Raw genomic sequence first — 14,229 nt, forward strand, 5'->3', positions numbered from 1 at the left:
CATGAGTGCAAAAACAATCTCCATCATTATTCTGACTGCATTACTTACCATATTTTTAATGGTGAATACCGAACCTGTTGATTTCGATTTCCTGGTTACCACACTTCCAGTATCTAAACTTCTGGTTATCGGTATTTGCATCATCATCGGTTTTATCATTGGATTTGTTGTGGGCCGACCACGGAAAACAGTGAGCAGTTATGACGATGAGATCGAAAGGCATCAACCGGGTTCGAATAAAAAGGAATTGAGCGACGAGGATAGGGATTATATCAGCTAAGCGTTAGGATTAGTAGGGTTCTACGATCTGATACTCAATAGCAAAATCGTCATCTCGACTGGAACGCAGTGAAATGGAGAGATCTGCTTCGATAGATCTCTCGGCTTCGTTGCACTTCGCTCGAGATGACGGCGACTTGGGACAAACTCTTCTTAAACTTTCCGCCCACATTGGTTTTTATGCAATAGATTATTTATCGAAATGACGGCTATTTTTGTTCGTAGTTAAAGTGCCGACATTACCTCGCCATATAACAACCCACTACCACCTCCGTAATGCTGGATAATTTTTAGGCCTGGCCTTAACGCGAGAAGTTTATTTTTCAGTTCAGCTTCTGATTCCTGATCAATTCCATTTCCAAGTAAAACCAAGTCAATGTGCTGTTCTTTGCAAATGGAAATGGCTTCTTCATTTTTGCAAACACACAAACCTTTCCACTCAGGCCTGGCATTTAAAAGGCGGTTCATTACTGCAGTAATTTCTGTATCCCGGCCAATATAAAGTATAATAGTTTGCATAGTATTAAGTTTAAAATATATCAAAAAACAAATCGCCATTCCGACTGATACACCGATTTTCGTCGGTAAGAAAAATTTGGTCTCTACTCCAAGATTTCTCCTCCAAAGGAATTCCATTGGAACATTTCTGTCGAAATGACGATTCTTTTATATTAATTCAGTTCCATCGGAACATCCATCAATAAAACCTCTGCATCTGCAGTATTGGCTTTAAAACTAATGCTATCAGTGTCCCAAACACCTAATCCATCTCTTTTGCTCAACACTTGTCCGTTTATGGTTACTTCGCCATTGATTACGAAAGCATAAACACCGTTTCCAGCTTTTTTGATTTTATATTCCGTTTCAAAACCTTCATCAAACTTACCTAACGAGAACCAGGCATCCTGATGAATCCAAACACCGGCATCTTCAGCATTTGGCGATAAAATCTGCTGAAAATTGTTGTGCCTCGCTGCAACATCCAATGTTTGCTGATCGTAACGCGGCGTAACATTTTTCTTGTTAGGGAACAGCCAGATCTGCAATAAGTTTAATTGCTCGTCTGCATTTGCGTTAAACTCGCTGTGGCTAACACCTGTTCCGGCGCTCATCACCTGGATTTCTCCATTTTTAATTACCGCCGAATTGCCCATACTATCTTTGTGGGCAATTGCACCAGCCAATGGAATGGTAATAATTTCCATGTTATCGTGCGGGTGCGAGCCAAAGCCCATTCCACCATCAATACTGTCGTCATTTAAAACCCTTAAAACTCCGAAGTGCATCCTTTCTGGATTGTAGTAATTAGCAAAACTGAATGAATGGTGTGCATCTAACCAACCATGATTAGCATGACCTCGGGTGTTTTCTTTGTGCAAAATAAACTGTGACATAAATTTCCTTTCTTGTTTATGATACAAATTTACAGCAGCGATGTTTACCAAACATTGATGTAGGGTAAGAAAGTAGTCGGGAGTCCAGAGTCCTAAGTCTTGGGTCAATCACCGATTGTGCCTTGCCATTACAGCATTGCTGTTAAGCTCCCTTAACGCGTCTAGCGCTACCCAATTTGCTTTTTTATTGTTTTGGGCAAGGATATTGTTTGCGGTTTGGATGGCATGCTCATGCAGGAAAACATTTCGCTTGCCAATTTGCCTCAATGCCCAGTTGATTGCCTTTTTAACAAAATTCCGGTTATCGTAGGCTTCTCTTTCGATGATCGGAAGAAAACCCAGAAAAGTTTCGTTGGGTTCTTTTTTAAGGTGTACAGCTGCCTCGGCCATCAACACAAAACCGGTTCGTTTTACAAATTCGGCTTCAGCCTGAACAAACTCAAAGGCCTTCGACTTAAAATAAGGCGTTTTAACGAAAAGATTTCCGCAAGCCTGATCACATATATCCCAGGAACTAAAATCATTTGCCCACGCATTTATTTGCGTTTCTGATACCTGTTTAAAATCGCCAATAATGGTTGCTAATAGACGGGCTTCATGAAATCCAGTCTCCCAGAGCAATAAAGACAGTTCCTGATTCTTGCCAATTTGCTTTGCCAGTTTTCTGATATTCGGCAAACGGATACCAAAAGCTTTAGAAATATCGATCCCAAAATGAGCCATCTTTTTTAGATAATCAGGCTCGCTCATGGATTTTAATTCGGAAAGGACAAAATCTAGATCATTCATTATACGAATTTAATTTTTTTGAAAGACTTCCGAAGTTTCAAAGACCTGCGCCTTAGGCAAAATCAGGAGTATAGACAAAACAATTGGGGTTATTGCAACATAACCAATCCTTAATACTGTTTCAGCTTTAAGTTTACATCGATCATTTAAACTTGTTTAAATTTAACCATAACAATCAACCTTTTAAAACCCATGCAAAAAAACATCATTTGGATGCTATTAGCGTCTTGCCTATTCACATTTTCCTGCAAAAAGAACAAATTAGCTGAAGAGGAGGCTAGCACAACAAACCAAAAGAAAAATATGCTAATGGCTAACACTACCTTAGCCAGCGCTGCCGCAAGCGTAAATGCCTATTCAAACACATCAGCCTACATCAATACTGGTTTTTCATTTTTAAATCCAACACAAATTGATAAAAACCGCCAGGCTATTGGCGGCAGTGCTTACACCGAGGTATATGGCTTTAATGTCCCAGAAGAAAACCGGGTAAGGGGTATAAGATGGAATGAAGATGATGAAACTACATCCATATGGCGGCCACAGGGAATTGCCGGTTTCTCCAGAAATGGTGTACGTTACTTATTGGTAAGCTGGTACGCCAAAGATGCTGCCGAGAGCAAAGGATCGAGAATAACCCTCATCGACATCAGCCCAAGTTCGAGCACTTATTTAACTTACCGACATATATTATTGGTACAACCTACCCTTCCAACCGGCACACTTGATTATACACAATATGGCACTTATGCGCCCTTAAACGTACATGCCGGTGGTGTAGCTTACTTTAATGGTAAAGTTTATTTAAGCAGTACAAGTTTAGGATTAAGGGTATTTGATTTAGACAAAATTATTGAAGTAACTACAGGAACTGGTACTGATGATAAGTGTGGCAAAGATGCCAGTGGAAATCTTTACGCTTTTAATTACAGATACATCCTTCCACAAATAGGTTATTATAAAATTAACGATGCAAGTCCTTTTTCAACCGTACAGGTAAATTACGAAAACAATCAATTATGGACAGGACAATATTATGCCGGAAGTGCAGATGCATCGATTGTTCCCAAAATATTTGGATTCCCGATAAACACATCAGGAGAATTGCAGAATTCGGGCATACAGACAGTGATTCCAAAAAACAGTCTGTTTACTTCAGATCATGCGCATGGCATACAAGGTGTTTTTAGAAAAGGAAACAGGACCTGGCTTTCTTGCACCGGATCGCCTAGCGAATCGTACGGATCAACCGCCCGCTTAGCAAGATATACAGATGGCGATACCAATACGGTCCGTTACAGGTGGCCATACGGTGCTGAATCTTTATATCTTGAAGCACAATACGGGTATTTATGGAGCTTAACTGAATTTGAACCCAATGCCGGAGCTCAAAACGGCAGTCAGGTTAACCGTTGTATATTTGCTGTAGATTTTTCAAAATACGAATAGCAACCTTATTCAAATACAAGAGGCTGTATCATATCTATAAATTCTATCCGTTGAGAAAATTCGTCATTTCGACTGAAGCGTAGTCCCGAACATTCGGGAGAGAAATCTTTTATCATAGTACAAAGATCTCTCCTCCGAAGGAGTTCCTTTGGAACACTACGGTCGAAATGACGATATCATGCATTAAGCTAATGCTTGTTCAATATCAGCTAAAATATCATTGATATGCTCCAAACCAATTGATAGGCGGATTGAACCTTGCTCAATACCAACTTCATTACGTTGTTCTTCGGTAAGTTTGCTGTGGGTACTGGTAGCAGGGTGCGTTGCAATGGAACGGGTATCGGCCAGATTTGCTGAGATAGAAAACATTTGCAGACCGTCCATAAACTTACGTGCAGCATCGATACCGCCTTCAACCACAATGGTTACAATGCCCCCACCCTGTTTCATTTGCTTTTTGGCAATATCGTACTGCGGGTGCGAGGGTAAAAACGGATACTTTACCAGTTTAATTTTCGGGTGTTTTTCTAAATATTTTGCAACTTTTAAAGCGTTTTCGCAATGGCGGTCCATACGGATGGCCAAAGTTTCTAAACTTTTAGATAAAATCCATGCGTTAAAAGGCGATAACGCCGGCCCACTGTGACGGGCAAAAGCAATCACATCTGCAATTAAATCTTTGGTCCCTAAAATAACGCCACCTAATACTCTTCCTTGTCCATCAATATATTTGGTAGCCGAGTGGATCGAAATGTGCGCACCATATTTAATAGGTTGTTGCAGATATGGCGTAGCAAAGCAATTATCAACAACTAATAATACATTGTGTTTTTTAGCCAGATCGCCCAAAAATTCCAGATCGATAATATCGATGCCAGGATTAGATGGCGTTTCTACAAAAATCATTTTGGTATTGGGTTTAATCAAAGCTTCCCAATCCTGTGGTTTATCCAGATCGGCATAATCGAAAGTTACGCCCCAGTTAGAAAAAACATTGGTTAATAATTGATGTGTAGAACCAAAAACCGATCTGCTCGAAACCAAGTGGTCGCCATTTTTTAAAAATGCACCAAATGTGGTAAAAATCGCAGCCATTCCAGTTGCAGTGGCAAAACCATCTTCGGCACCTTCTAAGAGGCACATTTTTTCGATAAACTCTGATGTATTTGGATTTGAATAACGGCTATATACATTCCCTTCCTTTTCGTTAGCAAACAAAGCACGCATTTCTTCCGCATCTTCAAACTTATAACTCGAAGTAAGGTAAATTGGCGACGAATGCTCTTTGTGTAAACTGCGTTCGGTTTGAGTGCGTATAGCTATGGTTTCAAAATTTTCGGATTTCATTTTTAAGTATCAAGATTTGAGTATCAAGAGATGGGTATCAGGATTTGAGTATCAAGTATCAAGACGTGGTGTGAGAATAAAGTCGTCATCATAAATTTTAAGATGTGCTTCTCGATACTTGCTACTTGGTACTTTATACTTCTCTTTTGTTTATTTTATAAGTAAAATTAATCGTTGCAGAGCGGCCTAAAATATTCGATACAGAGCAATATTTATCGAAAGTCATGGCTAATGCACGCTCAACTTTTTGAACGCTTAAATCGCCGAATAAATCGAAGTGAATATCGATTACATCAAAAATCGGCGGCATTTCTTCCTCTTTTCTGGTCGCGTTTATAGCGATTTTAATATCATCAAGTGGCTCCTTCTGCTTGGTTAATACATTTACCATATCAATGCCACTACAGCCACCCAATCCAATTAGTAACATCTCCATCGGCCTGAAACCTTTTCCTTCGCCACCAATGGCAGCTTTTGCATCCAACTCTACAGTAAAACCGCTCTCGTTTTCTGCTTCAAAATTAAATTTACCGCTCTTGCGGATTAGATTTATGTTCATTTTGTTAGTATCGAGTATTTAGTATCAAGAATCAAGACGCATTTGCTTTAGTCTTTCTGCTTTAACCTTTAAGCTCTATTTAAATATTATAATAAACTAAGTTATTTTTTTCCAGTTCTGGCAACTTAACCGGATGGTTAAAAAGTGCAAAAACCGACGAACCACTACCACTCATTAAAGCGAATGTTGCGCCTGCATCGTATAAACTGGTTTTTATTTGACGAATTTGGGGATACTTTACGAATACCGATGGTTCGAAATCGTTGATAACCTTATTTTTCCATGTTGTTGGATGCAAATGTATAATTTCTTTTAACGATTGCAAAGGTTTTTGCGGTTTTACATGTGCATAAGCATCGGCCGTACTTACATGTACAGGCGGTTTTACCAAAACTTTAAACCAGGCTGACAAATCTACATCACACTTTTCAAATTCATCACCTCTATTAAATGCATAAACAGGTTTATTCTCGATAAAAAAAGCACAGTCTGCCCCTAGTTGGCGGGCATAATTTTCCATCTTATCAACCGACATCCCCAACATGAATTTATCGTTTAATAATTTGATCAGGAAAGCACAATCTGCCGATCCCCCACCCAAACCTGCACCAACTGGAATGTTTTTCAATAAATTGATCTGTTGCGCCGGAATATCAAAATCTTTCTTTACCAATTGATAAGCTTTAAAACACAGGTTATCGTTCGGGTCGCCAGGAATATCAATCCCATGGATTTTGCACGAAGTTACCTCGGCATCGGTAATTTCGACTGAATCCTTAATATTGATCGGATAAAAAACGGTTTCGAGGTTGTGGTAACCATCAGCACGTTTTTCGGTGATATTTAAGCCTAGATTTATTTTTGCGTTGGGAAAAGATAGCATGATAGTCGTGAGTCGTGAGTCTTAAGTCATGAGTCCATGGTGCCGAAACCAGCAGCCGTCTCATATTGCAAACATACAAAAGTGTTTTTACTGGCTTGGGTTTCTTTGCATTTTATGTCTTAGTCTTTTTGGAGCGCAATAACAGTAATCATGGGATACTTTGTTCCCGTGTTACGCTTTTACGCTTCGCTTCGTCATAACCTCCTCGCATCAGGGTAACACTGCACTGGGGCTAAGGGGTCAGTTGCTACTGCTATCGGGGTTGATGAAGAAACCGTAAACTACAAACCTGATTGTAGTGGAAAGCCCACGCAGCGAGGACTTGAAACGAAAATCAGGACAGGTGGCTGCCATTGGCACAGCACATTCATTTCCAAAAAACAATTATCATTACAATGTTAGTAAGTGAACAGTGTGTATAAAAATGATTCTCAACACCTGATAAATTTTAGATATTTGTAAATTATCAGAACAGTATGAAACAATATTTAGATTTAATGCAACATGTGCTTGATCATGGCGCTCAAAAGCACGACCGTACCGGTACCGGAACAATAAGCGTTTTTGGTTACCAGATGCGCTTTAACCTTCAGGAAGGTTTCCCGATGGTGACCACAAAGAAACTGCACTTAAAATCTATTATACATGAGTTAATCTGGTTTTTAACCGGCGATACCAATATTAAATACTTAAAAGATAATGGTGTACGTATCTGGGACGAATGGGCTGATGAAAACGGCAATCTAGGCCCAGTTTATGGTTCACAGTGGAGAAGCTGGCCAACACCAGATGGGCAGCACATCGATCAGATCACCAATATCATCAATACGATAAAGAACAATCCCGATTCGCGCAGGATTATTGTTTCTGCATGGAACGTTGCTGAAATCGAAAATATGGCTTTGCCTCCTTGTCATGCCTTTTTTCAATTCTATGTGGCCGATGGCAAATTAAGCTGCCAGTTATATCAGCGCAGTGCCGATATTTTCCTGGGCGTTCCTTTTAATATTGCGTCTTACGCTTTATTAACCATGATGGTGGCACAGGTATGCGGTTTGGAAGCCGGAGATTTTATCCATACCCTTGGCGATGCACATTTATACAATAACCATATCGAACAGGCCAACCTACAATTAAGCCGCGAGCCTAAAGCATTGCCAACCATGAAAATCAATCCTGATGTAAAAAGCATCTTCGATTTCAAATTTGAGGACTTTACCCTGGAGAATTATGAAGCGCACCCGCATATAAAAGGGATAGTGGCGGTATAATTGGTTCACTGGTCATTGGTTAATTAGTCATTCGTTCATTAGCCATTAGTTCATTTGTTTGGGTGCAGAATTGAATGCCCTATTTAAAAAAAAATCATCCCTTTAATTTACTTAATCAAGAGAAATCATGAATTATAAATTAGAGGACTTAGAAGTGTATAACTTGTCAGAGGTAATTTCAGATAAAATCTGGGATATTGTTATGGAATGGGAATATTTCGCTAAAGATACTATTGGGAAGCAATTATGCAGAGCAGCCGATTCCATTAGTGCAAATATTGCTGAAGGATATGGGAGGTATCATTTCAAAGAAAACAAAAACTTTTGTTATTATAGCCGCGGTTCGATTCTAGAAGTAAAATCATTTCTTCAGAAATCAAAAAACAGAAATTTGATCTCTGAAAATTGTTATTCAGAACTTTATACCGAATTGCAAACAATCCATTTAAAGCTGAATGCGTACATAAAATATATTGGGAAAAATTTAAACAAGTTTTAACTTGTTGACGATGCTGGGATCATACTTAGAAATTATGCTTAATGCACTTGCAGAAACTAATAAACAAATGACTAATGACTAATGAACTAGAAAGCCCTTCGCTTTCAATTGCCGTAGCTGTAGGCGAAAATTTTGCAATAGGCAAAAACAACCAGCTTTTATGGCACATGCCAGCCGATTTAAAATTCTTTAAACAAACCACTTCGGGGCACACAGTTGTAATGGGCCGTAAAACTTTCGATTCTGTAGGTAGACCGCTGCCTAACCGCAGGAATATTGTGATCACCAGGGATTCCAGTTTACAAATCGATGGTGTTGAAGTGGTAAATAGTTTAGATGAAGCTTTAGCAATTACCAAAACAGAAGAAAAACCGGTATTTATTGTTGGTGGTGCTGAGATTTACAGACAAGCCTTGCCCAAAACCACCACGCTTTATTTAACCACCATTCATCACAATTTTGATGCAGATACTTTTTTCCCTGAAATTGACCGGAATGAATGGAAAGTAATCAGCAGTGAAACCCATAAAGCCGATGAGAAGAACAAATACGATTATACTTTTGAGGTTTTAGAAAAAATTTAACTCAAATTAACCGCCAAGAACGCAAAGTTTATCTGATAAGCTATTCCGCTTCTACCCCTGCTAGCTAAACCCGATGGGAGTGGGCATCCCGATTCTTCATCGGGATAAAACGGACAACGGGACTATCGGAGCCGAAGAACCACAGTTATTGCTTTTCAATAAAAAGATCTATTATGCGTCTTGCGTCTAAAACCCACTTGAAGATGCTTCGTACCTCAGCATGACAGCAGAAAAAAGATTAATACATTAGTGGGATGAGATCAAGTCCAAAAGCTGCTACAATTGCTTTCAAAATCAATTTCATTCTAAATTTAGTCCTCCGAAATGAATTCTGCCTGATGAATCTCGAAGGATTATTGCCCAATAAAAATTAATGTTAATAAATTATCAATTAAGGGGTTCTATAATTTAAAAATTTAATTAGATTTGCCGACTTGTTAAAAAACAGCGAAAGACAAATTATTTTAAACAAACAATGCAAGGAAAAGGTTTTATTAAGTTTATAGCGATAGTATTGGCTATCGTTTGTGCGTACGCACTTTCTTTTACTTTGGTAGCATCCAAGGTGGAAAAAGACGCAAAAAACGCTGCGAAGGGTGATTTGGCCAAAGAAAAGGCTTACTTAGATTCGATGAGTACCGTGAAAGTTTATCCAGTAGTTGGATTTACTTATCAAGAGGTAAAAGCGAAAGAGATTAATTTGGGTTTAGACTTAAAAGGCGGAATGAACGTAACGATGGAGATATCGTTAGCAGAGTTGGTAAAATCATTAGCAGGCAACCCTACTGATGCTAACTTTAACAAAGCAGTTCAGAACGCACAGATCCAGTTAAATGCCGGTGGTAAAGATTACATCAAAATTTTTGTTGATGAATTCGAAAAATTAAGCCCTGGAGTAAAACTTGCAGATTATTTTTCTAACCAGGATAACGCATCTCAATTAAAACCTAGCGCAAGCAATGGCGATGTTGAATCTTTCTTGGAAAAAGAAGCTACTAGTGCGATCGATCGTTCATTTACAGTTTTACGTTCACGTATTGATGGTTTCGGTGTAGTTAGTCCGAACATGCAAAAACAAGAAGGTAGCAACCGTATCTTAATCGAAATGCCAGGTGTACAAGATAAAGAGCGTATTGCTAAACTTTTACAAGGTTCTGCAGAATTACAGTTCTGGCAAGTATATCAGGTGCAAGAAGTTGCGCCATTGTTAGAAAACATTAATAAAATTTTAGCTGCAACATTAAAAGCTGATGCGCCTGCAACTAAAGATACAACTGCTGCTCCCGCTGCTGGTGGTAAACTTGCCGGTTTAGAAAAAGCTGCTGCTAAAGATACTACGGCTAAAGGTGGTAAGCTTGCTGGCTTAGGTAAAAAGGATTCAACTGCGGTTAAAGCTGAATTGCTTAAATCTAACCCATTGTATGCTGTTCTTAACCTTCCTATTTACCAAGGCGAAAACGGACAACAACAATTAATGCCAGGTGCAGTTGTTGGTATGTCGTTACAAAAAGATACTGCAAAGGTTAACTCATATTTAAAACTTCCAGAAGTTGCTGCATCTATTCCATCTACGATGAAATTTATGTGGAGTGTTAAACCTAGAGAAGGTTCGAAAATTTTCGAACTATATGCTATTAAAGTGGTTAGTGCTGATGGCAAACCAGATTTAGGTGGTGAGGCAATCAGCGATTCACGCGCAGATTTTGATCAAAAAGGTAAACCAGAAGTAACCATGTACATGACCAGCGAAGGTTCTGCTAAGTGGAAAAAAATTACTGCCGAAGCCGCTGCTGATCCAAACAACAAAAAATCTATTGCAATTGTATTAGATAACCAGGTATATTCTGCGCCTACCGTACAGAACGAAATTGCTGGTGGTGTTTCATCAATCACCGGTAACTTTACACAAGCCGATACTAAAGATTTATCCAACATCCTAAAAGCTGGTAAATTACCTGCTCCTGCACGTATTGCAGGTAGCTATGTAGTTGGTCCAACTTTAGGTGCACAGGCTATTCACGATGGTTTAATCTCATTCGTAATTGCCTTTATCGTAATCTTAATCTTCATGGCGTTGTATTATCACCGTGCAGGTTGGGTTGCTAACTTTGCATTGTTAATCAACTTATTCTTCATCATTGGTATCTTGGTATCACTTGGTGCAGTATTAACATTACCTGGTATTGCTGGTATCGTATTAACCATTGGTTTATCGGTAGATGCAAACATCCTTATTTTTGAGCGTGTACGTGAAGAGCTTGCACATGGTAAAAACACGGCCACTGCGATTAAAGAAGGTTTTAAACATGCAATGCCTTCAATTATCGACTCAAACGTTACCTTATTTATTTTAGGTGCTATCCTTTACGTTTTTGGTAGCGGTCCGGTTCAAGGTTTCGCAACTACATTATGTATCGGTATCCTTTCTTCATTATTTGCAGCTGTAGCCATTTCGAGAGTAGTTTTCGAATCGTTATTAAACCGCAAAATTGATGTAAGTTTCGATAACAGCATTACCCGTAACGCATTTAAAAACATCAGTTTCAACTTCGTTGGCCGTCGTAAAATTTACTACGTAATCTCTACCATCATTATTATTGCTGGTATTGGTATGTACTTCAAAAATGGTGGTTTAAATTTAGGTGTAGATTTTAAAGGTGGTAGAACTTATTTAGTTCACTTCGATAAAGCAGTTAATACTGAAGATTTAAAAGCTAAATTAAACCCGGTTTTCGGTAACGAAACGCCTGAGGTTAAAACTGCAGGTGAAGATAGCCAGGTAAAAATCACTACTACTTTCCACATCGAAGATCAGGACATTAAAACTGATAAAGTTGTAGAAGATGCTTTAAACAAAGGTTTATCAGGTTCTAAATACGAAATTGTAAGCTCACAAAAAGTAACGCCTATCATTGCAAGTGATATCGTAAACGGTGCTTTCTACGCAGTATTGATCTCATGTTTATTCATGTTTATCTATATCGTAGTACGATTCAAAAAATGGCAGTATGGTTTAGGTGCGGTAATCGCATTGTTCCATGATGTGTTAATGGTATTATCTTTCTACACCATTTTAGATGGTATTATGCCATTCTCATTAGAAATCGGTCAGGATTTCATCGCAGCAATTTTAACGGTAATGGGTTACACCATGACGGAGACAGTTGTTGTATTCGACCGTATCCGTGAGAAATTAAAAGAATCTGGTAAAGAAGATTTACACGGTGAAGAGCGTAACAACTTAATCAACTTCGCGTTGAACAGTACATTAAGTCGTACCATCTTAACCTCATTAACCGTATTCTTCGTGTTATTGGTTATCTTTATTTTCGGTGGCGACAGCATCCGCGGATTCATCTTCGCCTTGTTAATCGGCCGTATCATTGGTACATATTCATCATTATGTATCTCTACTCCTATCGTAATCGATTTGGGTAGCTCAGCCGAGAAAAAATAAGAGATTAAGATCTTAAAATATATAAGCGTTCCGATTTATCGGGGCGCTTTTTTTATGCAGCTTTTTTACCACGAAGACACAAAGAACACAAAGTGGTTTCCTATATTTTTTGTTTTGGAAAGCAGTATCTGTAGCGTTTCGGTTCCGATAGTCCTGCTGTTCGTTTTATTTCGCTGCGCTCCATGTTCACTACCATCAGGTTTAATTAATTTAAAACAGTGCTAAGAAACTTACAAAACCCCGCTTCGTCATGCCAGCGTTATATCTTTATTATTAAACAAGAATAACTGCCAAAACCTCATTTATCAAACCTTTTGGCTATCTTTTTGTTACATTAGCAATAGATAAACGATACGAAAATGGATTTACAACTTCCTAAAAGCGAATACCCTAGAGTAGTTATAGTTGGCGGTGGATTTGGAGGAATTGAGTTAGCTAAACGTTTAAAAAACAAACCCTTTCAGGTGGTTATGCTCGATAAACATAACTACCATACTTTTCAACCCTTACTTTATCAGGTGGCTACAGGAGGTTTAGAAGCCGATTCGATCGCTTTCCCATTAAGAAAGATTTTTAAAGGACAAAAAAACCTGATTTTTCGCGTAACCAAGGTTACCGAAGTTAATGCGGCTGAAAATTGTCTACAAACCGACATTGGTAAAATCAATTACGATTATTTGGTTATCGCCACAGGTTCTACCAGTAACTTTTTTGGCAATAAGGAAATCGAGGCTAATTCAATGCCGATGAAATCCATCCCGGAAGCATTGGATTTGAGAAGTTTGATTTTACAGAATTTCGAAAAATCGCTGATCGAAAAAGATTTAGATAAAAAGAGTGCCCTATTAAACTTTGTAGTGGTTGGCGGAGGCCCAACAGGTGTTGAAACCTCTGGAGCCATAGCAGAGCTTAAAAAACATGTGATTCCGAACGATTATCCAGAGATGGATCTGAGCAGGGTAAACATTTATCTGATCGAAAATTCGCCTGAATTATTAGGTGTGATGTCGCCACAGGCACAGAAAAAAGCCAAAGATTTCCTTACCGATATGGGCGTTCAGATCATGAACGAAACCAGGGTAATGAGTTACGACGGACATACCCTTACCTTACAGGATAAAGCACCAATTTTAAGTTCTACCGTAATTTGGAGTGCTGGTGTTAAGGGCGAAGTTTTAGGTGGTTTAGACAACGCAGAAATTGTTCGTGGCGGCCGATTGAAAACTGATACGCAGAATTTAGTGGTGGGTTATCAAAATGTATATGCCATTGGTGATGTGGCCGCTATTATTGATGAAGAAACACCGAATGGTCACCCCGGAGTTGCTCCAGCCGCCATACAGCAAGGACACCAACTGGCCAAAAACCTGGTGAACATCAAAGAAAATAAACCTTTAGAGAAATTTAAATACTTCGATAAAGGCTCAATGGCTACAGTGGGTAGAAACAAAGCCGTTGTAGATATTGGAAAAATCCGTTTTCAAGGCGTTTTTGCATGGTTTACCTGGATGTTTGTGCACTTAATGACTTTGGTAGGCTTCAGAAACAAGATTATTGTTTTCGTAAATTGGGTTTGGAGTTATTTCAGTTATGACAGAGGAACCCGTTTGATTATCAGAACCTTTGCAAAAGACCGAAGCGTTGATTATAGAGACGAGGTACCATCAGTAAAGGAACAAGTTAAAGTATCTTAGTCTTTAGTCTTTAGTCTTTAG

General features: G+C 38.9%; 13 protein-coding genes. 7 read left to right on the forward strand and 6 right to left on the reverse strand.

The features are described 5' to 3' along the window. Position 1: 1 nt before the first annotated feature. Positions 2-280 (forward strand): lipopolysaccharide assembly protein LapA domain-containing protein, encoded by a 279-nt coding sequence (locus tag LQ201_RS21435; protein ID WP_230032635.1) that lies wholly within the window; start codon positions 2-4, stop codon positions 278-280. Positions 281-504: 224 nt separating this feature from the next. Here the strand turns inward: LQ201_RS21435 and LQ201_RS21440 are convergent, their stop codons facing one another. From LQ201_RS21440 to LQ201_RS21450, 3 genes are all read right to left on the reverse strand, one after another. Further along, entirely contained in the window at positions 505-798 is a 294-nt protein-coding gene (locus LQ201_RS21440; RefSeq protein ID WP_230145148.1) for a hypothetical protein, read from the reverse strand. A 152-nt stretch (positions 799-950) separates the two neighbouring features. Continuing rightward, positions 951-1,673, reverse strand: a complete 723-nt coding sequence (locus tag LQ201_RS21445) for a pirin family protein (RefSeq protein WP_230145147.1) — start codon at positions 1,671-1,673, stop codon at positions 951-953. A 108-nt stretch (positions 1,674-1,781) separates the two neighbouring features. Further along, on the reverse strand, positions 1,782-2,462 hold the full coding sequence (locus tag LQ201_RS21450; protein ID WP_230145146.1) for a DNA alkylation repair protein: 681 nt from the start codon (positions 2,460-2,462) through the stop codon (positions 1,782-1,784). Positions 2,463-2,771: 309 nt separating this feature from the next. Here LQ201_RS21450 and LQ201_RS21455 point away from each other — a divergent pair, with 309 nt between their 5' ends. After that, complete coding sequence (locus tag LQ201_RS21455; protein WP_230145145.1) at positions 2,772-3,911, forward strand: hypothetical protein; 1,140 nt, start codon at positions 2,772-2,774, stop codon at positions 3,909-3,911. Between the two features lie 183 nt (positions 3,912-4,094). On the opposite strand, the gene LQ201_RS21460 is transcribed toward LQ201_RS21455, so the two are convergent. From LQ201_RS21460 to ispE, 3 genes are all read right to left on the reverse strand, one after another. After that, positions 4,095-5,261: a PLP-dependent aspartate aminotransferase family protein gene (locus LQ201_RS21460; RefSeq protein ID WP_230145144.1), complete on the reverse strand. Its 1,167-nt coding sequence runs from the start codon at positions 5,259-5,261 to the stop codon at positions 4,095-4,097. 133 nt (positions 5,262-5,394) lie between these two features. Beyond that, complete coding sequence (locus LQ201_RS21465; RefSeq protein WP_230145143.1) at positions 5,395-5,820, reverse strand: OsmC family protein; 426 nt, start codon at positions 5,818-5,820, stop codon at positions 5,395-5,397. A gap of 79 nt (positions 5,821-5,899) precedes the next feature. Further along, positions 5,900-6,703, reverse strand: coding sequence for a 4-(cytidine 5'-diphospho)-2-C-methyl-D-erythritol kinase (gene ispE / locus LQ201_RS21470; RefSeq protein ID WP_230145142.1), 804 nt, complete (start codon positions 6,701-6,703; stop codon positions 5,900-5,902). Positions 6,704-7,179: 476 nt separating this feature from the next. Here ispE and LQ201_RS21475 point away from each other — a divergent pair, with 476 nt between their 5' ends. The 5 genes from LQ201_RS21475 to LQ201_RS21495 all read left to right on the forward strand — a co-directional run bounded on the left by LQ201_RS21475 (position 7,180) and on the right by LQ201_RS21495 (position 14,208). Further along, on the forward strand, positions 7,180-7,974 hold the full coding sequence (locus LQ201_RS21475) for a thymidylate synthase (protein WP_190326103.1): 795 nt from the start codon (positions 7,180-7,182) through the stop codon (positions 7,972-7,974). A gap of 127 nt (positions 7,975-8,101) precedes the next feature. After that, positions 8,102-8,473, forward strand: a complete 372-nt coding sequence (locus LQ201_RS21480; protein WP_230145141.1) for a four helix bundle protein — start codon at positions 8,102-8,104, stop codon at positions 8,471-8,473. A 74-nt stretch (positions 8,474-8,547) separates the two neighbouring features. Beyond that, a complete protein-coding gene (locus LQ201_RS21485; protein WP_230145140.1) occupies positions 8,548-9,057 on the forward strand; it encodes a dihydrofolate reductase in 510 nt (169 codons plus the stop codon). A 475-nt stretch (positions 9,058-9,532) separates the two neighbouring features. After that, entirely contained in the window at positions 9,533-12,514 is a 2,982-nt protein-coding gene (secDF, locus tag LQ201_RS21490) for a protein translocase subunit SecDF (RefSeq protein WP_230145139.1), read from the forward strand. 359 nt (positions 12,515-12,873) lie between these two features. Beyond that, entirely contained in the window at positions 12,874-14,208 is a 1,335-nt protein-coding gene (locus tag LQ201_RS21495) for an NAD(P)/FAD-dependent oxidoreductase (protein WP_230145138.1), read from the forward strand. Positions 14,209-14,229: the final 21 nt, after the last annotated feature.

Origin of the sequence: Pedobacter sp. Bi126 (genome assembly GCF_918698245.1) — a bacterium.
GTDB lineage: Bacteria > Bacteroidota > Bacteroidia > Sphingobacteriales > Sphingobacteriaceae > Pedobacter.